Source organism: Streptomyces iakyrus, assembly GCF_000717055.1.
Classification (GTDB): domain Bacteria; phylum Actinomycetota; class Actinomycetes; order Streptomycetales; family Streptomycetaceae; genus Streptomyces; species Streptomyces iakyrus.
Genome location: NZ_JNXI01000020.1, coordinates 32,615 through 58,844 on the forward strand (window position 1 = coordinate 32,615; position 26,230 = coordinate 58,844).

Consider the following 26,230-nt stretch of genomic DNA (forward strand, 5'->3'; position numbering starts at 1 on the left):
GGCCCGGCAGGCCGGACCGTCAGCCGCCCGATGCCTTCAGTCGATCAACGACAGGGCTCCGTCGCCGCTCCCCCGCCGCGCGTACACCTCGATCTCGATCTTCATCCGGGGGTCCGCCAGCCCGCACACCAACATCGTCGCGGCCGGCCGCACGTCGCCGAAGCACGCGCGCAGCACCGGCCAGCACGGTTCGAAGTCCTCCCGCTCCGGCAGCAGGTACCGCACCCGCACGACGTCCGCGAACGAACACCCGGCCTTCTCCAAGGCGTCCCCGATGTTCCGCAGACACTGCTCGGCCTGCTCCACCACGTCCTCGGAGATCGTCATGTCCGCGTAGTCGAACCCGGTCGTCCCCGACACATGCACCCAGTCCCCGTCCACGACGGCCCGGGCATACCCGATCCGCTCCTCGAACACCGAACCACTGAGAATCGCCTGCCGTCGCGTCATGGAGTCAAGGTCTCAAAAAAACGGTTGATCCGAGGCCGATCGGTTTCTTAGGGTTCCAGGTACACGAGAAGGGAGGTGGTTCGGCAGATGTATGAGAACCGGACGCGTGAGGTGGCTGCGGGCTAGCGGCCCGACACCACACACAGTGCGGTGCCGGACCAGCGCGTGAGTGAAGCGCGCAGCCGGCCCAATCTCCAGCAGTCACCCGACCCGCGAGTCGCCGGTACGTCCGGCCGGCTCCTCCCCAGGAGGAACCAGACTCGCGGGTCGTCTGCGTTTTTCGGCGTCTTCCCGGGGGCGATGACCGTGAGTCCGTGGCGCGAGGACCGTATCGGGAGCGCCCTGCGGGGTGAGAACCCGGCGGTGATGCGGCGGCTGGAGTCCGGGTTCGCGGTGATCGGGGACGTGCAGTTCCTGCCCGGCTACTCGGTGCTGCTGACCGATGATCCCGCGGTGCAGCGGTTGTCCGAGCTGCCGCGGAGCGGGCGGCTGGCGTTCCTGGCCGACCTGGACCGGCTGGGGGAAGCCGTCGAGCGGGCCTGCCGGCGGGTGGAGACGGGGTTCCGGCGGGTCAATCTGGAGATCCTCGGGAACGCCGACGGGTTTCTGCACGCGCATGTGTGGCCGCGGTACGACTGGGAGCCCGCGGAGCTCGTGCGGCGGCCCGTGTGGCTCTACCCGCGGGAGATGTGGGGCGAGGAGCGGTACGCCCTCGGGGATCGGCACGAGCCGCTGCGGGAGGCCGTCGGGGAGGAACTGGACCGGCTCTCGGGGCGGGGCACGCCGACGGCCCCACCCGGGGGCGGGTGAGGCCGTCGGGTGGGGTGATCAGTGGGCGATGTCGCCGTAGCCCTCGATGTCGTGGGGGTCGCGGGTGCCCGGGCCGATGTAGCGGGCCGAGGGGCGGACCAGGCGGCCCGTGCGCTTCTGCTCCAGGATGTGGGCGGACCAGCCGGCCGTGCGGGCGCAGGTGAACATGGACGTGAACATGTGCGCGGGGACCTCGGCGAAGTCCAGGACGATGGCCGCCCAGAACTCGACGTTGGTGGCCAGGACGCGGTCGGGGCGGCGGGCGTGGAGTTCCGCGAGGGCCGCCTTTTCCAGGGCCTCGGCGACCTCGAAGCGCGGTGCCCCCAGCTCGCGGGCCGTGCGGCGCAGGACCCTCGCCCTCGGGTCCTCGGCGCGGTAGACGCGGTGGCCGAAGCCCATGAGGCGTTCGCCCTTGTCGAGCGCGTTCTTGACGTAAGCCTCAGCGTCGCCCGTGCGTTCGATCTCCTCGATCATGCCGAGGACGCGGGAGGGGGCGCCGCCGTGCAGCGGGCCGGACATCGCGCCCACCGCGCCGGAGAGCGCCGCCGCGACGTCCGCGCCGGTCGAGGCGATCACACGGGCCGTGAACGTGGACGCGTTCATGCCGTGCTCCGCAGCGCTGGTCCAGTACGCGTCCACCGCCGCCACGTGCTTGGGGTCCGGCTCGCCCCGCCAGCGGATCATGAAGCGTTCGACGACGGACTGCGCCTTGTCGATCTCCCGCTGCGGAACCATCGGCAGGCCCTGCCCGCGGGCGGACTGGGCGACGTAGGACAGGGCCATGACGGCCGCGCGGGCCAGGTCCTCGCGGGCCTCCTCGGCGTCGATGTCGAGGAGGGGTTTCAGGCCCCAGACGGGCGCGAGCATGGCCAGGGCGGACTGGACGTCCACGCGGATGTCGCCGGAGTGCACGGGGATGGGGAAGGGCTCGGCGGGCGGCAGTCCGGGGTTGAAGGCGCCGTCGACGAGCAGGCCCCAGACGTTGCCGAACGAGACGTGGCCGACGAGGTCCTCGATGTCGACGCCCCGATAACGGAGTGCGCCGCCCTCCTTATCCGGTTCGGCGATCTCCGTCTCGAACGCGACGACTCCTTCGAGCCCGGGTACGAAGTCGGACATCAGGCGGCTCCTCGTGGTGGAAGTGACAGATGGTGTGTGGTGGGGTGGGACGTACGAACCATGTGTCAGTCGGCTTGCGCAGCGGGCGGCCGTCCGGGGGATCCACGGTCGGGTACGGCGACTCGCGGTCCTGGCCGGCTGCCCCTGTGATGCCCCGTCCGGCCTACGGTCACCCAACCGGAACGGCACCGAAACGATATCTCCGAGTGCCATCGTTGGGGAGGGTTCGCGGCACTCAGTGCCACGCAGTGACGAAGGACACCGTCCGTACGGCAAGATGACCGGGTGACCGACCGCGACGACGTCCCCTTCGATCTGGCCTCGATGCGCAAGCAGTACCGGGCCGAGGGGCTCTCCGAGACCGAGCTCGCCGCCACGCCCGTCGAGCAGTTCGCGCGCTGGTTCAAGCAGGCCGCGACGGACGGCGGGCTGTTCGAGCCGAACGCCATGATCGTCTCGACGGCCGACGCCGAGGGGCGGACGAGTTCCCGCACGGTGCTGCTGAAGCACTTCGACGAGCAGGGCTTCGTCTTCTACACCAACTACGACTCCCGCAAGGCCCGTGACCTGGCGGAGAACCCTTTCGTCTCGCTGCTGTTCCCCTGGCACCCCATGGCGCGGCAGGTCATCGTGAGCGGGATCGCCCGGCGCACCGGCCGGGACGAGACGGCGGCGTACTTCCGCACCCGCCCGCACGGCTCACAGCTGGGCGCGTGGGCCAGCGCCCAGTCCTCGGTGATCTCCACCCGGGCCGACATCGACGGCGCGTACGCGGAGCTGGCCGCGCGCTACCCGGAGGGCGAGCAGGTGCCGGTGCCCCCGCACTGGGGCGGTTTCCGGGTGGCCCCGCAGACGGTGGAGTTCTGGCAGGGCCGCGAGAACCGGCTGCACGACCGGTTGCGGTACGTGGAGCGGCCGGACGGGAGCTGGCGGGTGGAGCGGCTCAGTCCGTGAGGTTCAGATGCCGATGAGCCGGACTCGGTCGCCGCACAGCCGCGCCATGTCGTCGACATCGGACGTCAGCACGGCCACCGGGCCCGGCTGCCGCAGTGCCACCTCGGCGACGGTCGCGTCGATCGCGTACTTGTGGCCGTGCAGCCCGGCGGCCTTCAGCAGTTCCGCGGACGCTTTCGCGGCGCCCTCGGTCACCGGCTCGACCTTGACGCGGGAGAGCGCCCACTGCAGACGGGGCATGTTCACGCGCGCATGACTGACTTCCACGATGGTGTTGGCGCCGATGACGAAATCGGCGCCCATGGCGTGGAGAACCTGGAACATCGCCAGGATCTTGCGATCCTGGGCGATCCAGGCGGAGAGCCCCTGAGAGTCCAGGACAACCGTCTCGACGTGCTCCATCACGCCGCACTCGCCGATCCGCCGGCATCCGCAGTGCCGAAGATCCTGGAGCGGGCCTCGGCCAGTTCCTCCTCGGTGAAGGCCCCGTGCTCCTCCTGGTGACGCATCAGGTCGGCGCCGAGCAACTGATGCCGCAGCTGGCGTGCCACCGCCTCGGCGACATAGCCGGAGACGTTGTCGGTGAGCTTCCTGAGTTCGGCGACCTGGTCAGTCGGCAGTGTCACCGTGATGCGCGTCGTGTCCGCCATACTCCGAGCATACCGCGGTATGCACACTCCGCGTCCGTGCTGCCACCAGCCCCTCAGCCCAGCGTCTCCTCCAGCAGCCCCGCCCACTGGGCCACCACCCGCTCCCGGCGGGCCGCGTCGTCGGTGAGGAGGTTGGCGAGGCCCAGGCCGCGGGCCATGTCGAGGAGGCCCTGGACCGTTTCGCGGACGCCGGGGACGGTTTCGTCGGCGGCGAGGAGGTCGACGGCTATGCGGTGGGTCTCGCGGCCGACCCGGGATTCGAGTTCGGTGACGCGGGGCCGCAGCTGCTCCTCGTTGGAGGCGGCGACCCAGAGGTGGAGGGCGGCGCGGAACAACGGCCCCGTGTAGAGGTCGACCAGGGCGGCGACGACGGCGTGCCGGTCGCCTGCCGCGCCCTCGGGGAACAGGGCGCGCAGGGCGGTGGAGCGTTCCTCGGCGACGTATTCGACGGCCGCCGTGAAGAGGTCCTCGCGGGTCGGGAAGTGGTGCTGGGCGGCGCCGCGGGAGACGCCGGCGCGTTCGGCGACGACGGAGACGGTGGAGCCCGCCCAGCCGTGTTCGGCGAGGCAGGACACGGCGGCTTCGAGGAGCCGCTGCCGGGTGGCCCGGCTGCGGTCCTGCTTGGGGACTCTCTCCGCACGGTCGGCCGTGCTCACACCACCCATGCCGGATCCCGTCGTTCGAGGAAGGCCGTCATCCCCTCGCGGGCCTGCGGGGAGGAGAAGAGCCGGGCCGAGAGCGCGGTCAGGGCGTCCGCGTCCCGGTCGAAGGCTTCCAGCACCCTAGCCGTGAGCAGCCGTTTCGTCTCGGCCAGGGCGTCGGGGGCGGAGCGGCGCAGACCGTCGAGGATGGGGTCGAGGGCCGTGTCGACATCGCTGTCACAGGTCGTGAGCAGGCCCGTTGCCACCGCCTCCGGGGCATCGAAGCGTTCGCCCGTGAGGTAGTGGCGGGCCAGTGCGCGGGGGACGGTGCGGGGCAGCAGCGGCAGGGAGATGACCGCGGGGGCGACTCCGATGCGGACCTCGGTGAAGGCGAAGGTGGCGTCCGTGGAGGCGGCGGCGATGTCGCAGGCGGCCAGGAGGCCGAGTCCGCCCGCGCGGACGTGGCCGGTGACCCGGGCGACGACCGGCTTGGACAGCTCGACGATCTGCCGCAGCAGGGCGACCAGGGCCTCGGGGTGGGGAGGGTCCTTGAGGTCGGCGCCCGCGCTGAAGGTGTTGCCGGTGTGGGTGAGGACGATCGCTCGGACGCCGGGGTCCTTGCCGGCGGCGGTGAGCGCGTCGGCCAGGTCGCCGACGAGGGCCGCCGAGAGGGCGTTGCGGTTGTGCGGGGAGTCGAGGGTCAGGGTTTCCACGGCTCGCGCGCGGGTGCGGGCGATCAGCGTCATGCGCTCTCCCTGAGCTGTCGGCGGAGGATCTTGCCGGAGGCCGCGCGGGGGACGCCGACGATGAAGGTGACGTGGCGTATCCGCTTGTAGGGGGCGACGCGTTCGGCGACGTACATCATGATCTCGGCCTCGGTGAGGCCGGCGGCGGACGGCTGGCGGACGACGTAGGCGTGCGGGGCCTCGTTGCCGTCGTCGTCGTACCGGCCGATGACGGCGGCGTCGGCGATGCCCGGGTGGGTGAGGAGCAGGGCCTCCAGTTCGGCGGGGGCCACCTGGAAGCCCTTGTACTTGATGAGTTCCTTGACGCGGTCGACGACGAACAGCCAGCCGTCGGGGTCCACGTGCCCCACGTCGCCGGTGTGCAGCCAGCCGTCGGGGTCGATCATCGCGGCGGTGGCGTCGGGGCGGCCGAGGTAGCCCTTCATGATCTGGGGTCCGCGGATGAGGATCTCGCCGGATGCGCCGGCGGGGAGGTCCTTGCCGGGGTCGTCGAGGGAGACGATGCGCATCTCGGTGCCGGCGATGAGTTTGCCGACGGTTCCGGGCGGGGCGTCGTCCATGGCGTCCAGGGGGACGACGTGGGTACCGGGTGACAGTTCCGTCATGCCGTAGGCCTGGCCGACGGGCGGCAGGCCGAGGCGCTGGGAGCAGGCGGCGGCGAGCCGGGCGTCCAGGGGTGCAGCGGCGCTGATGATGTACCGCAGGGACGACAGGTCGTACTGGGCGACGGCCGGGTGCTTGGCGAGGGCCAGGACGATCGGCGGGGCCACGTACAGGGCGGTGATGCGGTGGTTCTGGACGGCCGCGAGGAACTGCTCCAGGTCGAAGCGGGGCAGGACGACGACGGTGGCGCCCTGCCGCAGGGGCGCGTTCATCAGGGCGGTGAGGCCGTAGATGTGGAAGAAGGGCAGCACGGCCAGGACGCGGTCGCCCGGGCCGGCGGGGACCGCCGGGTGGAGCTGGGCGAGGTTGGTGGCGATCTGCCGGTGCGTGAGCATCACGCCCTTGGGGGTGCCGGTGGTCCCGGAGGAGTACGGCAGGGCCGCGATGTCCTCGGCGGGGTCGATGGCGATCTGCGGTTCGGGGGCCGCCGAGGCCAGCATGTCGATCAGGGAGCGGTGGCCGCTCGCGCTGTCGCACACGAAGATCTCGCGTACGCCGCCCGCGAGTTCGGCGGCCCGGCGGGCGACGTCCAGCAGCGGTGACACGGTGACGATCCACCGGGCCGCCGAGTCCCGCAGCTGTTTGGCGAACTCCTCGGCGGTGGCGAGCGGGTGCACGGTGGTGACGGTGGCACCCGCGCGCGTGGCCGCGTAGAAGGCGGTCGGGAAGGCGATGGTGTTGGGGCTGTGCAGGGCGAGGACGTCGCCCTTGCGGACACCGGCCTCGGCGAGGGCGGCGGCGACGCGCCGGTGGAAACGGTCCACCTGCTCGTAGGAGAGGGTGGTGCCGTCCGTGCCGTCGATCAGCGCCGGGATGTCGCCGAACTCGGCGGCCCGGGCCAGGACCGCGTCGTGGATGGGCAGGTCGACGGGCGGGACGTCTGCGTACTCGCTGCGGAACATGGCGGGTTCCTCCTCGCGGCGCGGGCCGTCTCAGGGTCCTCAGTACGACTTGGGCAGGCCCAGGGTCTGGTGGGAGACGTAGTTGAGAATCATCTCCCGGCTCACCGGGGCAATACGAGCCACGCGCGCGGCCGTTATCAGCCGGGCCAGGCCGTACTCACGGGTGAGTCCGTTGCCGCCGAGGGTGTGCACGGCCTGGTCGACGGCCTTCACGCAGGCCTCTCCGGCGGCGTACTTGGCCATGTTGGCGGCCTCTCCGGCGCCCATGTCGTCGCCGGCGTCGTAGAGGGCGGCGGCCTTCTGCATCATCAGGCGGGCGAGTTCGAGTTCGATGTGCGCCTGCGCCAGGGGGTGGGCGACGGCCTGGTGGGCGCCGATGGGGGTGTTCCAGACGGTGCGGTCGCGGGCGTACCCGATGGCCTGGGCGAGGGCGTGGCGGCCCATGCCGATCGCGAAGGCTGCCGTCATGATGCGTTCGGGGTTGAGACCGGCGAAGAGCTGGAGCAGGCCCGCGTCCTCGTCGCCGACCAGGGCGTCGGCGGGCAGCCGTACGTCGTCCAGGACCAGTTCGAACTGCTTCTCCGCGGCGTTCAGTTCCATGTCGATGGGGCGGCGGGTGAAGCCGGGGGTGTCGCGCGGGACGATGAAGAGGCAGGGCTTGAGGCGGCCGGTGCGGGCGTCTTCGGTGCGGCCGACGATGAGGGTCGCGTCCGCGATGTCCACGCCGGAGATGAAGACCTTGCGGCCGGTGAGGAGCCAGTCGGTGCCGTCTTTCCGGGCCGTGGTGGTGATGCGGTGGCTGTTGGAGCCGGCGTCGGGTTCGGTGATGCCGAAGGCCATCCGGCGGGTGCCGTCTGCGAGGCCGGGGAGCCACGCCTGTTTCTGTTGTTCCGTGCCGAAGCGGGCGATGACCGTGCCGCAGATGGCCGGTGAGACGACGAGCATGAGGAGGGGGCAGCCGGCCGCGCCGAGTTCTTCGAGGACGATGGAGAGTTCGGAGATTCCTCCGCCGCCGCCTCCGTGCTTCTCGGGGAGGTTGACTCCTAGGTATCCGAGTCTGCCTGCGTCGGACCAGAGTTGCTCGGTGTCGCCTCCGCGGCCGTGGCGCTTGCCGAGTGCGGCTACGGCTTCCCGGAGCGCCTTGTGGTCTTCGGTGTCCATGGGGAGTCCTTTCGGTGCGGGCCGGATGTGGCTTGTCGCGCAGTTCCCCGCGCCCCTAAGAGGTCTCTGTCACAACCGCCAGCAGTGAGCCCGGCTCCACCTGTTGACCGGGGGTGACCGGCAAAGCCGTCAGCGTTCCCGTCACCGGTGCGGTGACCTTGTGCTGCATCTTCATCGCCTCCAGCCAGAGGAGGGGCTCGCCCGCCTTCACGGGCACGCCCGCCGTCAGACCGTCGGCGACGCGGACGACCGTGCCCGGCATGGGGGCCAGGAGGGAGCCGGGGGCGTGCTGGGCGGTGGGGTCGGGGAAGCGGGGCAGGGCGGTCAGGGCCGTGGTGTTGACGTAGACGTGGTCTCCGTAGCGGGCGACCTCGTACTTCCGCTGCACTCCGTCCACGTCGAGGATCACGAGACCGCTGTCGGCGTGCACCACCCGTACTCCGTCCGCCTCCAGGCCCTCCCTCGTGTGCCGGTAGCGGGCCTCGTGCTCCTCGCCCGCCATCAGGTAGCGCTTGGTCTGCGGCTGTGAGGGGACGTTGCGCCAGCCGCCGAAGCCGGGGCGGGAGCGGGCCCGGGCGTCGGCGAGGGCGGCGGCCAGGGGGGCGTGCGGGTCGGGGCGCGGTTCGGTCAGGCCGGGCAGGTGGCGGTCGTAGAAGCCGGTGTCCATGCGGGCCGCGGTGAACTCGGGGTGGCGCAGGGAGCGGACCAGGAGGTCGCGGTTGGTGACGGGGCCGTGGATCTCGGCGCGTTCCAGGGCTGTGGCGAGTCGGCGGAGGGCCTCCGCGCGGGTCGGGGCGTGGGCCACCACCTTGGCGAGCATGGGGTCGTAGTGGACGCCGATGTCGTCGCCGTCCGTGTAGCCGGTGTCCAGGCGGACGGGCCCGGGGACGGACAGGCGGTGCAGGGTGCCGGTCTGCGGGGACCAGTCGCGGGCGGGGTCCTCGGCGTACAGGCGGGCCTCGATGGCGTGACCACGCGCGCGGGGCGGTTCGGCGGCCAGGGGGTGGCCCTCGGCGATCCGGATCTGCTCCGCGACCAGGTCGATGCCGAACACGGCCTCCGTGACGGGGTGTTCGACCTGGAGGCGGGTGTTCATCTCCAGGAAGTGCGCGTGGCCGCCGGCGACGAGGAACTCGACCGTTCCGGCGCCCACATAGTCGACGGCCCGGGCGGCCCGTACGGCGAGGGCGCGGACCTCCTCGTCGAGCGCGGCGGACAGGCCGGGTGCCGGGGCCTCCTCGATCACCTTCTGGTGGCGGCGCTGGAGGGAGCAGTCGCGGGTGCCGAGGGCCCGGATCGTGCCGTGGGTGTCGGCGAGTATCTGCACCTCCACGTGGCGGCCGTTCTCCACGTACGGCTCGACGAAGACCTCGCCGTCGCCGAAGGCACTCGCCGCTTCGGCTCGGGCGGCGGCCAGTTCGGCGTCCAGGTCCGCCAGGTGCCGTACGACGCGCATGCCGCGGCCGCCGCCGCCCGCCGCCGCCTTGACCAGCACGGGCAGGTCGGCCTCGGTGACCTCGGTGAGGGGCCGGATGTCCATGAGCTGCTTGGCGCGGGTCTTGGACGCCATCGCCTCGATCGCCGACGGGGGCGGTCCTATCCAGGCCAGGCCCGCGTCCTGGACGGCCCGGGCGAAGGCGGCGTTCTCGGAGAGGAAGCCGTAGCCGGGGTGCACGGCGTCCGCTCCGGCGGCGACGGCGGCCTTCACGATCAGGTCGCCGCGCAGGTAGGTGTCGGCGGGGGTCTCCCCCGGGAGTCGTACGCTCACGTCGGCCACGCGCGCGTGGAGGGCGTTCGCGTCGGCGTCCGAGTGCACGGCGACGGTCCGGATGCCCAGGTCGTGGCAGGTGCGGAAGACGCGGCAGGCGATCTCGCCCCGGTTGGCGACCAGCACAGAAGTGATCACTGAGGGTTTCCTCACATCCGGAAGACGCCGAAGCCGCCGCGGGCGCCCTCGTAGGGGGCGGTGTGGATCGCGGACAGGCACAGGCCGAGGACGGTGCGGGTGTCGCGCGGGTCGATGACGCCGTCGTCGTAGAGCCGCCCCGACAGGAACATCGGCAGCGACTCGGACTCGATCTGCTGCTCGACCATGGCGCGCAGCGCGGCGTCCGCCTCCTCGTCGTAGGGCTGGCCCTTGGCGGCGGCGGACTGGCGGGCGACGATCGACAGCACGCCCGCGAGCTGCTGCGGGCCCATGACGGCCGACTTGGCGCTGGGCCAGGCGAAGAGGAAGCGGGGGTCGTAGGCGCGGCCGCACATGCCGTAGTGCCCGGCCCCGTAGGAGGCGCCCAGCAGGACGGACAGGTGCGGGACCTTCGAGTTGCTCACCGCGTTGATCATCATCGCGCCGTGCTTGATGATGCCGCCCTGCTCGTACTCCCTGCCGACCATGTAGCCGGTGGTGTTGTGCAGGAACAGCAGCGGGATGTCGCGCTGGTTGGCGAGCTGGATGAACTGCGCGGCCTTCTGGGACTCCTCGCTGAACAGCACGCCCCGGGCGTTGGCCAGCACCCCGACGGGGTAGCCGTGGAGCGTGGCCCAGCCGGTGGTCAGGCTCGTCCCGTACAGCGGCTTGAACTCGTCGAAGTCGGAGGCGTCGACGATGCGGGCGACGACCTCGCGCGGGTCGAAGGGGCTCTTGAGGTCGCCGGGGACGATGCCCAGCAGCTCCTCCGCGTCGTACTTGGGCGGCTCGGCGGGGCCCGGATCCCCGTACGCCTTGCGGTGGTTGAGGCGGGCGACCACGCGCCGGGCCTGCCGGAGCGCGTCCTGCTCGTCGACGGCGAAGTGGTCGGCGAGGCCCGAGGTGCGGGCGTGCATCTCGGCGCCGCCCAGGGACTCGTCGTCGCTCTCCTCCCCGGTCGCCATCTTCACCAGCGGCGGGCCGCCGAGGAACACCTTCGCCCGCTCCTTGACCATGATCACGTGGTCGGACATGCCGGGGACGTAGGCGCCGCCCGCGGTGGAGTTGCCGAAGACGACCGCGACGGTCGGGATGCCGGCGGCGGACAGCCGGGTGAGGTCGCGGAAGATGGCGCCGCCGGGGATGAAGATCTCCTTCTGGGACGGCAGGTCGGCGCCGCCGGACTCCACCAGGCTGATCACGGGCAGCCGGTTGGCGAGGGCGATGTCGTTGGCGCGCAGGGCCTTCCTCAGCGACCAGGGGTTGCTCGCCCCGCCGCGCACGGTGGGGTCGTTGGCGGTGATCAGGCACTCGACGCCCTCCACGACCCCGATGCCGGTGACGAGGGACGCGCCGACGGTGTGGTCACTGCCCCAGGCGGCCAGCGGGGACAGCTCCAGGAACGGCGTGTCCGGGTCGAGGAGCAGCTCGATGCGCTCGCGGGCGAGGAGCTTGCCGCGCCCCCGGTGCCGTGCGACGTACTTCTCGCCGCCGCCCGCGAGGGCCTTGGCGTGCTCGGCGTCGAGTCCGGCGAGCTTGCCGAGCATGGCCTCGCGGTTGGCCCGGTACTCCGGGTCGTTGGGGTCCAGGGCGGAGGTCAGGACGGTCACAGCAGGGCCTCCGGTATCTCCAGGTGGCGGGAGCGCAGCCATTCGCCGAGGGCCTTGGCCTGCGGGTCGAAGCGGTGCTGCGCGGCGACGCCGGCGCCGAGGATCCCCTCGACGACGAAGTTGAGGGCGCGCAGGTTCGGCAGCACGTGCCGTACGACGGTCAGTCCGCCGCTCTCGGGGATCAGCTCCCGGAAGCGGGCGACGGTCAGCTCGTGGGCGAGCCAGCGCCAGGCGTCGTCCGTGCGGGCCCACACCCCGACGTTGGCGTTGCCGCCCTTGTCCCCGCTGCGGGCGCCCGCGACGAGGCCGAGGGGAGCCCTGGTGACCGGCCCGGGCGGGAGCGGCGCGGGGAGCGGCGGCTGCGGCACCTCGTCGAGTACGGCCGTGTCGTGGGCCGGCGGCACGGGGACCCGGCGCCCGTCATGGAGGACGGCCACATGGTCGACGCCACCATGAGGGACGTACACATCCTCGAAGACCCCGTACGGCGAGCCCTTTCCGGGTGGTGCCGACACATGGAAGCCGGGGTAGCTGGCGAGTGCCAGCTCTACGGCCGCCCCGCTCAGCGCCCGACCGACGGCCTCCTGGTCGGAGTCCCGGACGACGAGCCGCAGCAGCGCGCTCGCGGTCTCCTCGCTCGGGGCGTCGGCGCGGTCGGTGCGGGCGAGCTCCCAGCGCACGTCGGCGACCTTGCCGAGGGCGGGTTCCATCTGGTCCCGCACCAGGGCGGCCTTGGCCTCGATGTCGAGGCCGGTGAGCACGAAGACGACCTCGTTGCGGAAGCCGCCGAGCCGGTTGAGCCCGACCTTGAGGGCGGGCGGCGGTGCCTCTCCGCGCACGCCCTCGATGCGCACCCGGTCGGGCCCGTCCTGGCTCAGCCGTACGGTGTCCAGCCGGGCGGTGACGTCCGGCCCCGCGTACCGGGCACCGGCCGTCTCGTACAGCAGCTGCGCGGTGACCGTGCCGGTGTCGACGAAGCCGCCGGTGCCGGGGTGCTTGGTGATGACGCAGCCGCCGTCCTCGTACAGCTCGGCGAGCGGGAAGCCGGGGCGGCGGACGTCGCCTTCCCGGAAGAAGGCGTAGTTGCCGCCGGTGGCCTGGGCCCCGCACTCCAGAACGTGCCCGGCGACGACGGCGCCCGCGAGCCGGTCGTAGTCCGCTCGGCTCCACCCGAAGTGGGCGGCGGCCGGCCCGGTGACGAGGGCGGCGTCCGTCACCCGGCCGGTGACGACGACGTCGGCGCCCGCCCGCAGGCACTCCGCGATGCCGAAGCCGCCGAGGTAGGCGTGGGCGGCGATGCTGCCGGGGTAGGCGGCGGTGAGGTCGTCGCCCGTCACATGGGCGACGCGCACGGGGATGCCCAGCCGGCCGGCCAACCGCCGTACGGCGTCGGCGAGTCCGGCCGGGTTGAGACCGCCCGCGTTGGTGACGATCCGGACGCCCCGCTCGTGCGCGAGACCGAGGCAGTCCTCCAGCTGCCGCAGGAAGGTGCGGGCGTATCCGCCGGCCGGGTCCTTGAGGCGGTCGCGGCCGAGGATGAGCATGGTCAGCTCGGCGAGGTAGTCACCGGTGAGGACGTCGAGTTCGCCGCCGGTGAGCATCTCGCGCATCGCGTCGAAGCGGTCGCCGTAGAAGCCGGAGGCGTTGCCGATGCGGAGGGTCGTCACGAGGCCGCCTCCTCGCCGCTGCGCTCGGGCGTCACGAGGAGGACCCCTTCGGCGGGCGTCCACCGCCGGGCGGGCCCGCGAAGGCCTGGGCGATGCCGAGCCAGCGGTCGGCGTCGGGGCCGTCGGCGCGCAGGGCGAGGCCGGTGCGGTGGGCGCGCTGGGTGACCAGGAGGCAGAAGTCGAGTGCGGATCCGGTGACGCGCTGCGCGGCGTCCTCGGGGCCGTACGTCCACAGGTCGCCCGAGGGGGCGCGCAGTTCGACGCGGAAGGGGTCGGCGGGCGGGGTGAGGCCGTGCACGCCGTAGGCGAAGTCCCGGGTCCGCACCCCGAGCCAGGCCACATGCCGCAGCCGGTCGGTGGGCGGGCGCACCACACCCAGGGCGTCGGCCACGTCCTGCCCGTGGGCCCAGGTCTCCATGAGCCGGGCCGTCGCCATGGAGGCGGCCGACATGGGCGGGCCGTACCAGGGGAAGCGCGCGCCGGGCGGGGCGGCCCGCAGGGCGTCCTCCAGTGCCGTACGCCCGGCACGCCACCGGGCGAGCAGCTCGCCGGGCGGGGCTCCCGCGCCCTCTTCGGCGCCCTCGTCGACGAAGGAGCCGGGCGCGGCGAGGGCCTTCTCGACCAGTGCGTGGAAGCCGTCGGCGTCCGTGACGGCGAGCAGGGCCGAGCGGTCGGTCCAGGCGAGGTGGGCGATCTGGTGGGCCACGGTCCAGCCGGGCGCGGGGGTCGTGAGCGACCAGCGCAGCGGGGACAACCCGGCCACGAGACGGTCGAGTTCCTCGCTCTCCTCGTGCAGATCGTCGATCACGGAGGTCGGATCGGACACGGGCGCTCCCCTCGGGGCACGGCGGTGTGCGGGGTGGTGCGGCGTGCTGAGGAGCATGGCAGCGGTATCAGAAACAATCAAGCGTGCTTGCATGAATTGTTGCGGTGGCCGAGAGCCGGGGAAGCGTGCCGGGCGCCGCGGGGCAGGCGGGACGGTGAGGCTCCGCCAGGGCTCACCCGTGCCCCGTCCGGCGCCTCAGCGCTCAGCCGGCCGCGTCCGCTTGCCGCGCCGCCTCCTCCAGCCTGCGCCGGTGGGCCTCCCGCCCGGCCCGGTCGCCCGGCCCCATGCTGTCCTTGCCCGGCGTCAGGCCGACCGCGCCGTCGATGAGTTCGCGCACGATGTCGGCGTGACCGGCGTGACGGCAGGTGTCGGCGATCACGCGCACCATGATGTGGTGCAGCGTGGTCTCGCGCCGCTCCTCGGGCCACCAGGGGACGTGACCGGTCGCCTCCAGCGGAAGCGCCGCGATCGTGGCGTCCGCGTGTTCCCATGCCCGGCGGTACAGCCCGGCGATGTCCTCACGTGACTCGTCGGGGGTGGCCCACATGTCGGCCTCGGGTTCGGCGTCCTGCGTGTACCACCAGGGCGGCGGGTCCTCGCCGAAGAAGGGCCGGCCGAAGGTGTCGCCGAAGTACCCCAGCTCCACTCCGGCGGTGTGTTTGACCAGCCCGAGCAGGTTGGTGCCGGTCGGTGTCAGGGGGCGGCGGATGTCGTACTCGGAAAGCCCGTCGAGCTTCCACAGCAGGGCGTCACGAGCGTCCTGGAGGTAGCGGAGGAGGTCGGCCTTCGGGTCCGGTGTGGTCATGCGCGCAGTGTGGCACCCGGCACTGACAGCCTGGCCGGACCGCACGGGCGGCCGCTCCTCTCGCGGGGCGACTCAGCCCTCCAGGCCGGTGCTTTCCAGCGCCGCGCGCTTCTTGCGCCCGCCGCCCACCTGGGTGCGCACCGCGCCCATGCTCGCCGCGACGACCAGGGCGATCGCGGCTGCCTCGGCGGCGCTGAGGGCCTGGTCGAGGATGAGGAAGCCGGCCGTCGCGGCGATGGCCGGCTCCAGGCTCATCAGGATCGCGAAGGTGGAGGCGGGCAGGCGGCGCAGGGCGAGGAGTTCGAGCGTGTAGGGCAGCACCGAGGAGAGCAGGGCGACCGCCGCGCCCAGGCCCAGCGTCACCGGGTCGAGCAGCCTCGCCCCCGACTCGGCGATGCCCAGGGGCAGGAACAGCACCGCTCCCACCGCCATGGCCAGCGCCAAGCCGTCCGCCTGCGGGAAGCGGCGGCCCGTACGGGCGCTGAAGACGATGTAGGCCGCCCACATGGCGCCGGCCCCCAGGGCGAAGGCCGCTCCTGTGGGGTCGAGGCCGCTGAAGCCTCCCCCGCCCAGGAGGAAGACGCCACCGAGGGCCAGCGCCGCCCAGACGACGTTGATCGCGCGGCGGGAGGCGAAGACCGAGAGGGCGAGCGGGCCGAGGACCTCCAGCGTCACCGCGGGACCCAGCGGGATGCGGGCGACGGCCTGGTAGAAGAGGCCGTTCATGGCGGCCATGGTGATGCCGAAGACGACGACGGTGCCCCAGTCGGTGCGCGAGTGGCCTCGCAGCCGCGGGCGGCAGACCAGGAGCAGCACGACGGCCGCGACCAGCAGGCGCAGCGCCACGACGCCGAGGGCGCCCGCCCTGGGCATGAGCGTGACGGCCAGGGCACCGCCGAACTGCACGGAGATCCCGCCCGCGAGCACCAGGCCCACGGGTCCGAGGGAGCCGAGCCGACCCGGGCCGGGGGCCGGTGCGGTGGCGTCGGCGGTCGCGGACGAGGGCGAGGTGGCGGTCTCCGGCGTGGTCACTGGCGGGTCCTGTGCTCGGGATCGGTGTCAGGGGTGCTGCGCGTGTGCGGTGCGTACACCGGAATACACTCTATGTACAGCCCGATGCACTGCACAGTCCAGGGTAATGGACTCTGTCAGGTGCGTGAACCCATTTTGCCTCTGTCTCGTGCTGTGAGATGTCAGCGGCGGGCGAGGTACAGGTTCAGCGCCTTGTACAGCAGCCGGTTGAGCGGGTAGTCCCATTCGCCGAGGTACTCGACGGCCTCACCGCCGGTGCCCACCTTGAAGCGCAGCAGGCCCAGCAGGTGGCTGGACTCCTCCAGGGTGTCGGTGATGCCGCGCAGGTCGTAGACGGCGGCGCCGAGTTCGTGCGCGTCGGTCATCATGCGCCACTGCACGGCGCTGCTCGGCTGAACCTCGCGGCGGCGGGCGGTGGAGGCACCGTAGGAGTACCAGACGTGGTCGCCGACGGTCAGCATCGTGGCGGCGGCGAGCACGTCGCCGTCGTGGTGGGCGAGGTAGAGCCGCATGCGGTCCGGGTGTTCGGCGGTGAGCGCGCTCCACATCCGCTGGAAGTACGGCAGCGGGCGCGGGACGAAGCGGTCCCGCTCGGCGGTCTCGCAGTACAGCTCGTGGAAGGCCTTCAGGTCCTCCAGGTCGCCGCGCACGACTTTCACCCCGGCCTTCTCGGCCTTCTTGATGTTGCGGCGCCACTGCTGGTTCAGGCCGTTGTGGATGTCCTCGAGCGACCGGCCGGCGAACGGCACCTGGAAGACGTAGCGCGGCTGGCCCGCGGCGAAGCCGTCCTCGCCGGACGCCTCGGACTGGCGCCAGCCCATCCGGCGCAGGCTGTCGGCGACCCGGCCGGCCCGCGGTTCGTACGACGTCGCCCGCACGTCGCGCAGCCGCCGGGCGGCCGGGTCCGCGATGGCCGCCTTGACCGCGTCGGCGCTCCAGCGGCGCACCACGACCGGCGGGCCCATCCGCACCGCGAAGGCGCCCCGCCGTCGCAGGTGCGCGAGCATGGGCTCCAGCAGCCGTTCGAGGCCGGGCTCCTGCCAGTCGATCAGCGGGCCCTCGGGAAGGTAGGCGAGGTACCGCGGCAGCCCGGGCAGGCGCGGCCCGGGCAGGGGGCGCAGCAGCACGAGGCCCGCGCCGACGAGCTGTCCGCCGCCGTCGAACCAGCCGAGGCTCTCCGCCCGCCAGTCGGGCTTGACCTCGCCCCAGGAGGGCACCTGGGTGTGGCTCGCGGAGGGGCGAGCCGTGACGAACGCGAGGTGCTCCTCACGGGTGATCGGCTGGACGCGGACGCTCATGCGCGGGCTCCTTCGAGCAGCGGCCCTCGACGGGCGGTGGCTGGTTCCGCGAGCCTAGGAGCGGCTTCGGCCCGCCCCCGGTTCAGACACTCGGGTCCGCCCTCCCGTGGCCCGAACGCCTCACGTGCCGTCGCGCCCGGGGTTCTCGTCGAGCGCTTCGGCCAGCACCTCCGCGAGATGCCTGCCCCGTACGTCCGCCAGCTGCCGGAGCTGGGTGCGGCAGGAGAAGCCGTCCGCCAGGACCACCGTGCCGTCGGGAGCGTCCCGGACGGACGGCAGGAGCTGTTCCTCCGCGCAGGCGGCGGACACCTCGTAGTGGCCCTTCTCGAAGCCGAAGTTCCCCGCGAGACCGCAGCAGCCGCCGCTCAGTTCGCCGGTGAGCCGGGCCGCTTCCCGCAGCCGGCGGTCGGCGGCGTCGCCGAGCACCGCGTGCTGGTGGCAGTGGGTCTGCCCGGCCACCGGGCGGGACACGCGCGGCGGCCTCCAGCCGGGGGCGTGGCGCTCCAGCGTCTCTGCGAAGGTGAGGACCTTCGCCGCCAGACGGGCCGCGCGCGGATCGTCGTGCAGCAGCTCGGGGACGTCCGTGCGCAGGGCAGCCGCGCAGCTCGGCTCCAGGACCACGACCGGCGCGTCGGTCTCCAGCACCGGTTCCATCAGGTCCAGGGTGCGGCGCATGACGGCCCGGGCCCGGTCCAGCTGGCCCGTCGACACGTACGTCAGCCCGCAGCAGACCCGCCCCCGGCCGCGCAGCAGGGTCAGCGGGTCGAGGGCGACGGTCCTGCCGTCCCCCACGGGCGGCTTCGCCAGGTGCACGGTCGGCGGCAGCGCCACCCGCAGCCCGGCCGCCTCCAGGACCCGTACGGCCGCCCGGCCCACGGCCGGGGAGAGGTGCTCGGTGAAGGTGTCGGGCCACAGGACGACCACGTCGCCCTGCGGGGCCGGGCGGTGCGCCCGCCGCCGCTCCCACCACCGGCTGAACGTCCGCCGGGCCACCCGCGGGAGCTCCCGCTCGGGCGCGATGCCGCCCAGCCGCTTCGCCGCCCACGCGACGGGCCGTACCGCTGCCAGGGCGTTGACCAGCCACGCCGTGTGCGTGCGGGCCACCGCCCGGAGCCACACGGGCAGCCGGCCCATGGAGTGGTGCGCGGCGGGCCGGCGCCGCCCGGCGTAGTGGTGGTGCAGGAACTCCGCCTTGTAGGTGGCCATGTCGACCCCGACCGGGCAGTCCGACCGGCAGCCCTTGCAGGACAGGCACAGGTCCAGCGCGTCCCGGACCTCGGTCGAGCGCCAGCCGTCCGTCACCACCTCACCGGCGAGCATCTCGTGCAGGAGCCGGGCCCGCCCGCGCGTGGAGTGCTCCTCCGCGCCCGTCGCCCGGAAGGACGGGCACATGACGCCCGGGCCGGACACCGACGTCGTACGGCACTTGGCGACGCCCACGCAGCGCCGCACCGCGGCCGGGAAGTCGCCGCCGTCGGTGGGATAACCGAAGGCGACGTCGACCGGTTCGCGGGGCAGGACCGAGAAGCGCAGGCCGGAGTCGAGGGGCGCGGGGCGGACGAGCATCCCGGGGTTGAGCAGGTCGTCCGGGTCCCACACGCCCTTGGCCCGCTCGAACAGGCCCACCATCTCGGCCCCGTACATCTTCGGCAGCAGCTCCGCCCGCGCCTGCCCGTCCCCGTGCTCCCCGGACAGTGAGCCGCCGTGTGCCACCACCAGCTCGGCGAGCTCCTCCGAGAAGCGGCGGAAACGGGCGACTCCCGCCTCGGTGAGCAGGTCGAAGTCGATCCGGACGTGGATGCAGCCGTCCCCGAAGTGCCCGTACGGCGTGCCGCGCAGCCCGTGCGCCGCCATCAGCGACCGGAAGTCCCGCAGGTACGCCCCCAGCCGGGCGGGCGGCACCGCGCAGTCCTCCCAGCCCGGCCACGCCTCGGTCCCGTCGGGCATCCGGGTCGCCGTACCGCTCGCGTCCTCCCGGATCCGCCACAGCGCGCGCTGCCCCGCCGGGTCGGTGACCACGAGCGCGTCCACGATGTCGGCGGCCCGCACGATCGCCTCCGCACGCGCGCGTGCCTCGGCCTCCGACTCCCCGCCGGTCTCCACGAACAGCCAGGCCCCGCCCCGCGGCAGCGCCTCCGGGGACGGCACCAGGTCCGCCGCCATGCCCTCCACGGTCAGCGCCCGGAGCGGCAGGAGCCCCGCCGCGGCCTCCGCCGCAGCGCTCTCGTCGGCGTAGCCCAGCACGGCCAGCGCCCGCGCGCGGGGCGCTTCGACGAGGCGTACGACCGCCTCCGTCAGCACGCCGAGGGTGCCCTCCGAACCGCAGAAGGAGCGGGCCACATCGGCGCCCCGCTCGGGCAGCAGGGCGTCCAGGGCGTAGCCGGAGATGCGGCGGGGCAGGTCGGGGAAGCCGGTGCGCAGACGCGCCGACTCCTCCTCGGCCAGGGCGCGCAGCCCGTCCGGCGCCCCCGCCCAGTGCCGCCCGAGCCGCAGCCGCTCGCCCCGCGCGGTGACGACGTCCAGCTCCCGCACACTGTCCGCGGTCGTGCCCCACGCCACCGAGTGCGAGCCGCACGCGTTGTTGCCGATCATGCCGCCGAGCGTGCAACGGCTGTGGGTGGAGGGGTCGGGGCCGAACCGCAGGCCGTGCGGGGCGGCGGCCTCCTGGAGCCGGTCCAGCACCAGCCCCGGCTGCACCACGGCCGTCCGCGCCTCGGGATCCAGGGCGACCAGCCGGTTCATGTGCCGGGTGAAGTCCAGGACGACACCGGTGCCGGTGGCCTGCCCGGCGATGGAGGTGCCTCCGCCCCGGGCGACCACGGGCACCCCGCGCTCCCGGCACACCGCGAGCACCGCCGCCACGTCGTCGGCGTCACGCGGAGCGACCACGCCCACCGGGACCCGCCGGTAGTTGGACGCGTCCATGGTCGTCAGCGCCCGGGAGGTGACGTCGAACCCGACGTCACCCCGGACGACGGCACGCAACCGCGCTTCGAGATCCGTCATGCGTCCAGCATGCCCCGGAGCCTCAGCCCTTGACGGCGGAGCTGGCCACACCCTCCACGAACCAGCGCTGGAAGAACGCGAAGACGATCAGCACGGGCAGCACCAGCAGCACGCCGAAGGCGAGGATCTGGCCCCAGTCCGGGGGCTGCTGGCCCTGGAAGACGCTCATCTCCAGCGGCAGGGGGCGCACGGCCGGGTCGGACACCATCAGCACCGGCCACAGGAAGGAGCCCCACTGGATCAGGAAGGTGAGGATCGCGACCGAGGCGAAGACCGGCCGGGACATCGGCACGATGATCGCGAAGAAGGTGCGCCAGGGGCCCGCCCCGTCCAGCCGGGCCGCCTCCTCGATGCTCGGCGGGATCTTCTTGAAGAACGTGTGGAACTGGTAGATCGCGAAGGCGTTGGCGACGAACGGCAGCGCCTGGATGAACAGGGTGTTGCGCTGGCCGTTGAACATGTAGAACAGCGGCACCGCCACCGACTCGAACGGGATCAGCATCAGCAGCAGGACGAGGGTGAACACCGCGTTCTGCCCCCGCCACTTCAGCCGCGTCAGCCCGTAGGCCGCCATCGAGTTGACGATCAGCCCGCCCGTCACGACCACGAACGACAGCAGCACCGACACGCCCATGAACTGCCAGAAGTAGCCGGTGCTGTCGGAGTTCAGGCTGTCGAGGACGGCCGCGTAGTTGTCGAAGGAGAGGTGGGTGGGCAGGAAGCCGGACAGGCCGTTGAGGACCTCGTCGGACGGCTTGAGGCTGCCGAGGAAGAGGTAGAGCGCGGGGAGGGCGAAGACGAACGCCAGGACGCTCAGGACGGTGTAGTCGAGGACACGGCGTACGGGCGTACGGGTCATGGCCATGGGTGGGTCAGTCCTCGTTGTCGGGCCGGACGACGCGGCGCTGGACGATGGTCAGGGCGACGACGATCAGGAAGAACACCACCGTGACGGCCGAGGCCTGGCCGATGTTGTTCTGGTCGAAGGCCGTGGTGACGGCCTGGTACATCACCGTGCGCGTGGCGTCCTCGTCCAGGCCGCCGCCGCGGATGAGGATGTACACCTGGTCGAAGACCCGGAAGGACAGCACCGAGGTCAGCATCGCGACGAAGACGAGGGTGCCGCGGATGCCGGGCAGGGTGACGTGCCGGAACTGCTGCCAGCGCGAGGCCCGGTCCAGCTGGGAGGCCTCGTAGAGCTCGCCCGGGATCTGCTGGAGTCCGGCCAGCAGGATGACCATCTGGAAGCCGACGCCCTGCCACACCGACAGCACGATGATCGAGCCCATCGCGGTGAGGCCGTCGCCGAGCCAGTCGAAGGCACCCCAGTTGCCGAAAGTGACAACGTCCAGCGCGGAGTTGAGCATGCCCTGCTCGCTTCGGGCGAGGATCAGCCGCCAGATCACGGCGACCAGCGCCATCGGGAAGACCACCGGCATGAAGAAGAAGGACCGGAACACGCCGATGGCCTTCAGCTTGCGGTTGAGCAGGATCGCCAGCGCCAGCGCGAGACCCGTCTGGAGCGGTACGACGACCACGGCGAAGGTCAGGTTGTTCAGCAGCGCCCGCAGGAACGGGCCGGACAGATCGGGGTCGGTGAACAGCCGCCGGTAGTGCTCCACGCCGAAGAACGCGGGCTCCAGCGGTGAGCCGAGGCGGACGTTGTAGAAGGAGAGCACCACGGCGTAGCCGAACGGGATGCCGACGAAGGCGATCAGCCCGCCGACGGCCGGGGCGGCCATCAGCAGCCCGTGCAGCCGGTCACGGTTGCCGCGCGCGGGACGCGGGGGCTTGGCGGGGGACGCGGACGAGACGGCCTGCGCCCGGCCTGGGGCCGCGGCGTGCGCGGGTTCCACGGTTTTCACGACAGGGGTCCTCTTCCCGGCGGGGCGGGCGCGGTCGGTCCATGGCTGTGTCACCACGTCGACGGCGGCCCGCCCGGGCCGATACGTCCTGCGGGTTACGGGATCTCGTAGCCGGCGTTGTCGGTGAAGTCCCTGTCGATGGCGCGGGCGGCCTTCCGCAGGGCTTCCTCGGGGTCGGCGCCGCCGTAGATCGAGTTCAGGGCCGTGTTGAACTTGGCGGTGACGGTGGGGTATCCGGCGGTCACCGGGCGGGTGACGGCGACGCAGGAGGAGGTGATGTCGCTGTCGCCGCAGGGCTTGGCCAGCTGGTCGGCGAAGAGCTGGAGCGGGCCGCCCTTCTTGTACAGCTCGCTCTTGGCGAGGGCGGACTTGGTCGCGGGCACTGCGCCGTTGGCCTTCGTCATCGCGCCGACGTTGGTGTCGTTCAGCAGGTAGTCCAGGAAGGTGCCGGCGGCCTTGCCGTTCTTGCTGTCGGCGCCGATGCCCCAGGCCCACGAGCCCTGGCCGGTCTTGGGGCCGTTGCCGAAGTCCGGCAGCGGCAGGACGACGAGGTCGTCACCGAGGGCCTTGCTGTAGGCGGGGTAGTTCCAGTGGCCGACCCAGCTCAGCGCCACCTTGCCCTGGGCGAAGGCGTTGCCGTCGGTGTTGGGGTCGACGTAGGTCTTCCAGGACTGGAAGGTCTTCATCGCGGAGACGACCTTCGGACTGTCGAGGGCGCCTTCGGCCTTGCCGTCCTTCAGCAGCCCGCCGCCGGCCGAGAAGACGACCGGGGAGAAGCCGAAGGTGCCCCACTCGGAGGCCAGGCCGTACTGCTCGGATATGTCGAGGACCTTGCCGTCGGAGTCCTCGCCCTTCAGCGCCCCCAGGGCCTTGCCGAACTCCTCGGCGGTCCAGGCGTCGTCCACGCTCGTCGGGTACTTCACGCCGGCCGCGTCCAGCAGCTTCTTGTTGGCGTACAGGCCGAGCCCGGCGTCGAACATGCCCAGGCCGTAGTGCTTGCCGCCGATCTCGCCCTGCGCCTTGATCGCGTCCGTGGCGTTGCCGAGGGTCTTGGCGGAGACGTGGCCGTCGACCGGGGCGAGCTTGCTGTTGTAGACGAAGTTCGCCATCGTCGGGCCGTCGAACTCCAGCACGTCCGGCAGTTCGGAGGCGTCGGTGGCGGTGATGGTCTTGGTGTAGTCGTTCTCGGGGATCAGCTTCAGCTCGGCCTTGACGGCGTTCTGCGAGGAGTTGAAGGACTTCACCGCGTTCTGCAGCGCGGCCGTCTCGCTCGCCTGGCCCTGGTGGGCCCAGACGCTGATGGTGCCCTTGCCGCTGCCCTGTTCGGCGGAGGTGTCGGTGCCGCCGCCCCCGCCGCCGCAGGCGGCCAGTGCGGCCAGCGGCAGCAGGGCGAGGGCCGTCAGGCCCGTACGGCGGTGTTTTCCGTGGCCGGTGATCATGGTGGTGCCTCCGAGCGGGTGTGCGGTGGGTGCGCGGGCGTGGGGAAGGTCGGGGGGGGAGGGCGGAACAGGTGGGGGTGGGGCTACCGCTGCCGGCCGGTGTGCGGCGGGGCGGTGGTCTCGCGGAGGATGAAGCGGATGGGCATCTCGACGGGGCGCGGCGACACGGTGTTCGGTCCCTCCAGGCGCGCCAGCAGCAGCCGGGCCGCCTCCCGGCCCTGGGCCGCGACCGGCTGGGCCACGGTGGTCAGCCCGACCACCTCGGACAGCTCGTGATCGTCGAAGCCGACCACGGAGACGTCCTCGGGAACCCTGAGCCGGTGCCGGCGCAGGGCGCGCAGCGCGCCCATCGCCATCTCGTCGGACTGGGCGAACACGGCGGTCGGCGGGTGGCGCAGCGCCAGCAGCTCGGTCATGGCCCGCTCACCGCCCTCGACCGTGTAACCGCCGTCGGCCTCCAGGGCGGCGTCGGGCTCGATCCCGGCGTCGGCGAGCACGTCCAGGTAGCCCTGCCGGCGGTCGAGGGGCGTGGTCCAGTGCAGCGGCTCGCTGGCGCCGGAGATCATGCCGATCCGTCGGTGTCCCAGGTTCACCAGGTGCCGTACGGCGTTCTCCGCGCCGCCCCGGTCGTCGATGCCGACCACCGTGAAACCGGGCCGGGCGCCGCCGACCGTGGTCGCCAGCGGAACACCGAGGGAGCACAGGGCGGCGGCCTCCTCCGGGTCCGGGATCAGCAGGGACAGCACGGCGTCGACCCGCTTGCGGATCGGCAGCTTGGTGAAGAAGCGCTTGCGCGCCTCCGGTGAACCGAGGTTGTACAGCAGGACGTCGTAGCCGGCGGCGCTGAAGACCTTCTCGGCCGCGTCCAGCACCGTGCCGAAGAACCAGCGGCCGACGTACGGGACGACGACGCCGATGGTGTAGGTGCGTCCGCTGGCCAGGCTGGAGGCCGAGCGCGAGGCGGTGTAGCCCAGTTCGGCGGCGACCTCGACGATCCGGGCCCGCATCTCCTCCGACACTCCCGGACGGCCGCGCAGGGCGCGGGACACGGTGGACGCCGAGACCCCGGTGGCCTCGGCGACATCGGTGATGCTGACCGTCACGGGACGCTCCTTGTTCGGGTGCGCGCCGCGTGGCCGGGGGTCCGGAGCACGTCGGCGGGAGGGGAGTGACGAGACCGTAAACCCGCACACCTGGTTGCGCAAGCGTTTGCGTTCAGATTTACTTCGGCTGACTCTCAGAGGAACTCCGCCCAGCAAGATCACAGCGCACACGTTTGAGTGCCGCTGCCGGCAGACAGGACCTGTCCATGCGATACGCGCCGCCCGGTCTCTGCGTGAACGACTTCGACCTCCTGCGCCACGCGGACGGCACCTACACCGTGCTGCACCTCCAGGGCCCGTGGACGGCGGAGTTCGACCACCTGCGCATGGAGACCTCGTACGGCAGGGCCACCTCCGCCGACCTGGTCCGCTGGGAGCCGCAGGGCACGGCCTTCGGCAACGGCCTGCCGGGCCGCTTCGACCAGCAGGCGGTGTGGACCATGCACGCCTTCCCGCACGAGCCCGGCATGGCGATGCTCTACACCGCCGTCTCCGGACTCACCCCGGACGGCTGGCCCCTGCAGTCGATCGGCCTGGCCCGCTCCGAGCGCACCGACGGCACCGGCTGGCGCCGCCACGGCACGGGGCCGGTCGTCGAGGCGGACGGCCGCTGGTACCGCACCGGCGAACGCATGGGCTGGCGCGACCCCTTCGTCGTGCGCGACGACGAGTCCGACGGCTGGGTGATGGTGGTCTGCGCCGCCGACGCGTCCCTGCCCGTCGAGGTCAGCGGGTGCGTCGCCTGGGCGACCTCCGACGACCTGGAGCACTGGACCGTCCAGCCGCCGCTGGTCTCCCCCGGCGACGTCGACGAGTTCGAGTGCCCGGTCCTCGAACGCCTCGACGACGGCGGCTGGCTGCTCCTCGGCTCCATCGGCGCCACCCGGGGCTTCGAGGCGTGGACCGCTCCGCGCCTGCGTGGCCCGTGGACCCGCCGGGGCCCGCTCGGCCCGACGGGCGCGTACGCCCCGCGCGTCGTCGCCGCCCCCGACGGCTCACGCGTCGTGCTGCACACCACCCCGCGCCGCGTCGGGCTCAGCGACACCGGCGAGCGCTGCCGCGGCATGCTCGCCCAGCCCAAGTCCCTTGCCGTGCCGGCGGATTCGGCACCGCGCCTGGAGTGGTGGCCGGGCCTCGACCCCTGGCTCGGCGGGGAGACGCACGAGGCCCTCCTGCACGCGGTCGGCGACGTCGGCCTCTGCGGCCGCACCGAGATCACCCTGCGCACGCATGTCTCCGACCGGGACCGGCCCGCGCTCACGGTCGGCTGCGACGGCAAGGAACTCTGGGTCACCGGCCCCGACGGCACCCCGCTCGGCGAGAGCCGCCTACAGGAACCCGCCGTCTCGCTGCGCATTCTCACCGTCGGTGAGTACGTCGAGGTCTACGCCGACGGCGTCTTCGTCCTCACGACCCTGTGCTACTCCGGCCGCCCCGCTCCCTGGACGGCCACCACCGAGGGCGTGGCCCGCCCCGTCGCCGTCCGCCCCCTCCGGCTGCCGGACCCGCACCGCGACGACGCCTCGGCCGTCTGGCCCGGCCCGCCGGCGCACTGACCTGTCCACACCCCGTCTCAC

The 26,230-nt window shown here is 72.6% G+C and carries 23 protein-coding genes; 3 read left to right on the forward strand and 20 right to left on the reverse strand.

The features are described from left to right. Positions 1–36: 36 nt before the first annotated feature. The gene (locus OO68_RS29225; RefSeq protein WP_033312179.1) at positions 37–450 is read right to left on the reverse strand and encodes a RidA family protein; all 414 of its coding nucleotides are present in this window, start codon (positions 448–450) and stop codon (positions 37–39) included. A 300-nt stretch (positions 451–750) separates the two neighbouring features. On the opposite strand from OO68_RS29225, the gene OO68_RS29230 reads away from it, so the two are divergent. After that, positions 751–1,260, forward strand: coding sequence for an HIT family protein (locus OO68_RS29230; RefSeq protein ID WP_033312180.1), 510 nt, complete (start codon positions 751–753; stop codon positions 1,258–1,260). A gap of 18 nt (positions 1,261–1,278) precedes the next feature. Here the strand turns inward: OO68_RS29230 and OO68_RS29235 are convergent, their stop codons facing one another. Continuing rightward, positions 1,279–2,379 carry a citrate synthase 2 gene (locus tag OO68_RS29235; RefSeq protein ID WP_033312181.1) on the reverse strand — a complete coding sequence of 367 codons (1,101 nt, stop codon included), beginning with the start codon at positions 2,377–2,379 and terminating at the stop codon, positions 1,279–1,281. A 285-nt stretch (positions 2,380–2,664) separates the two neighbouring features. Between OO68_RS29235 and pdxH the strand changes: the two genes are divergently transcribed. Further along, positions 2,665–3,333 (forward strand): pyridoxamine 5'-phosphate oxidase, encoded by a 669-nt coding sequence (pdxH, locus tag OO68_RS29240; RefSeq protein ID WP_033312182.1) that lies wholly within the window; start codon positions 2,665–2,667, stop codon positions 3,331–3,333. Positions 3,334–3,336: 3 nt separating this feature from the next. Here pdxH and OO68_RS29245 read toward each other — a convergent pair whose 3' ends face one another. The 18 genes from OO68_RS29245 to OO68_RS29330 all read right to left on the reverse strand — a co-directional run bounded on the left by OO68_RS29245 (position 3,337) and on the right by OO68_RS29330 (position 24,653). After that, on the reverse strand, positions 3,337–3,738 hold the full coding sequence (locus tag OO68_RS29245) for a hypothetical protein (protein WP_033312183.1): 402 nt from the start codon (positions 3,736–3,738) through the stop codon (positions 3,337–3,339). Continuing rightward, positions 3,735–3,983, reverse strand: coding sequence for a type II toxin-antitoxin system CcdA family antitoxin (locus OO68_RS29250; RefSeq protein ID WP_031106279.1), 249 nt, complete (start codon positions 3,981–3,983; stop codon positions 3,735–3,737). Before OO68_RS29250 ends, OO68_RS29245 begins: the two co-directional genes overlap by 4 nt. 53 nt (positions 3,984–4,036) lie before the next feature. Next, positions 4,037–4,648, reverse strand: a complete 612-nt coding sequence (locus OO68_RS29255; RefSeq protein WP_033312184.1) for a TetR/AcrR family transcriptional regulator — start codon at positions 4,646–4,648, stop codon at positions 4,037–4,039. Further along, a complete protein-coding gene (locus tag OO68_RS29260; RefSeq protein ID WP_033312185.1) occupies positions 4,636–5,370 on the reverse strand; it encodes an enoyl-CoA hydratase family protein in 735 nt (244 codons plus the stop codon). Before OO68_RS29260 ends, OO68_RS29255 begins: the two co-directional genes overlap by 13 nt. Then, entirely contained in the window at positions 5,367–6,935 is a 1,569-nt protein-coding gene (locus tag OO68_RS29265; protein WP_033312186.1) for a 4-coumarate--CoA ligase family protein, read from the reverse strand. Before OO68_RS29265 ends, OO68_RS29260 begins: the two co-directional genes overlap by 4 nt. A gap of 39 nt (positions 6,936–6,974) precedes the next feature. Further along, the gene (locus tag OO68_RS29270; RefSeq protein ID WP_033312187.1) at positions 6,975–8,096 is read right to left on the reverse strand and encodes an acyl-CoA dehydrogenase family protein; all 1,122 of its coding nucleotides are present in this window, start codon (positions 8,094–8,096) and stop codon (positions 6,975–6,977) included. A gap of 55 nt (positions 8,097–8,151) precedes the next feature. Further along, positions 8,152–10,002: an acetyl/propionyl/methylcrotonyl-CoA carboxylase subunit alpha gene (locus OO68_RS29275; RefSeq protein ID WP_033312188.1), complete on the reverse strand. Its 1,851-nt coding sequence runs from the start codon at positions 10,000–10,002 to the stop codon at positions 8,152–8,154. 11 nt (positions 10,003–10,013) lie between these two features. Next, entirely contained in the window at positions 10,014–11,612 is a 1,599-nt protein-coding gene (locus OO68_RS29280) for an acyl-CoA carboxylase subunit beta (protein ID WP_033312189.1), read from the reverse strand. Further along, on the reverse strand, positions 11,609–13,279 hold the full coding sequence (locus OO68_RS29285; RefSeq protein ID WP_033312190.1) for an acyclic terpene utilization AtuA family protein: 1,671 nt from the start codon (positions 13,277–13,279) through the stop codon (positions 11,609–11,611). The genes OO68_RS29280 and OO68_RS29285 overlap by 4 nt, the downstream gene beginning before the upstream one ends. A 31-nt stretch (positions 13,280–13,310) precedes the next feature. Next, the gene (locus OO68_RS29290) at positions 13,311–14,105 is read right to left on the reverse strand and encodes a TIGR03084 family metal-binding protein (RefSeq protein ID WP_033312191.1); all 795 of its coding nucleotides are present in this window, start codon (positions 14,103–14,105) and stop codon (positions 13,311–13,313) included. Between the two features lie 202 nt (positions 14,106–14,307). Next, a complete protein-coding gene (locus OO68_RS29295; protein ID WP_033312192.1) occupies positions 14,308–14,910 on the reverse strand; it encodes a DinB family protein in 603 nt (200 codons plus the stop codon). Between the two features lie 72 nt (positions 14,911–14,982). Further along, positions 14,983–15,942: an EamA family transporter gene (locus OO68_RS29300; RefSeq protein WP_033312193.1), complete on the reverse strand. Its 960-nt coding sequence runs from the start codon at positions 15,940–15,942 to the stop codon at positions 14,983–14,985. A gap of 161 nt (positions 15,943–16,103) precedes the next feature. Beyond that, positions 16,104–17,240 carry a lipid II:glycine glycyltransferase FemX gene (locus OO68_RS29305; RefSeq protein ID WP_033312194.1) on the reverse strand — a complete coding sequence of 379 codons (1,137 nt, stop codon included), beginning with the start codon at positions 17,238–17,240 and terminating at the stop codon, positions 16,104–16,106. Between the two features lie 120 nt (positions 17,241–17,360). Then, complete coding sequence (locus tag OO68_RS29310; RefSeq protein ID WP_033312195.1) at positions 17,361–20,246, reverse strand: FAD-binding and (Fe-S)-binding domain-containing protein; 2,886 nt, start codon at positions 20,244–20,246, stop codon at positions 17,361–17,363. 22 nt (positions 20,247–20,268) lie between these two features. Then, positions 20,269–21,111 carry a carbohydrate ABC transporter permease gene (locus OO68_RS29315; protein WP_033312196.1) on the reverse strand — a complete coding sequence of 281 codons (843 nt, stop codon included), beginning with the start codon at positions 21,109–21,111 and terminating at the stop codon, positions 20,269–20,271. A 7-nt stretch (positions 21,112–21,118) separates the two neighbouring features. Then, positions 21,119–22,111, reverse strand: a complete 993-nt coding sequence (locus OO68_RS29320) for a carbohydrate ABC transporter permease (RefSeq protein WP_033312197.1) — start codon at positions 22,109–22,111, stop codon at positions 21,119–21,121. Positions 22,112–22,206: 95 nt separating this feature from the next. Then, positions 22,207–23,550 carry an ABC transporter substrate-binding protein gene (locus OO68_RS29325; protein ID WP_033312198.1) on the reverse strand — a complete coding sequence of 448 codons (1,344 nt, stop codon included), beginning with the start codon at positions 23,548–23,550 and terminating at the stop codon, positions 22,207–22,209. An 83-nt stretch (positions 23,551–23,633) separates the two neighbouring features. Continuing rightward, positions 23,634–24,653 carry a LacI family DNA-binding transcriptional regulator gene (locus OO68_RS29330; RefSeq protein WP_033312199.1) on the reverse strand — a complete coding sequence of 340 codons (1,020 nt, stop codon included), beginning with the start codon at positions 24,651–24,653 and terminating at the stop codon, positions 23,634–23,636. A gap of 206 nt (positions 24,654–24,859) precedes the next feature. On the opposite strand from OO68_RS29330, the gene OO68_RS29335 reads away from it, so the two are divergent. Then, positions 24,860–26,209: a glycoside hydrolase family protein gene (locus OO68_RS29335; protein ID WP_033312200.1), complete on the forward strand. Its 1,350-nt coding sequence runs from the start codon at positions 24,860–24,862 to the stop codon at positions 26,207–26,209. Positions 26,210–26,230 lie beyond the last annotated feature (21 nt).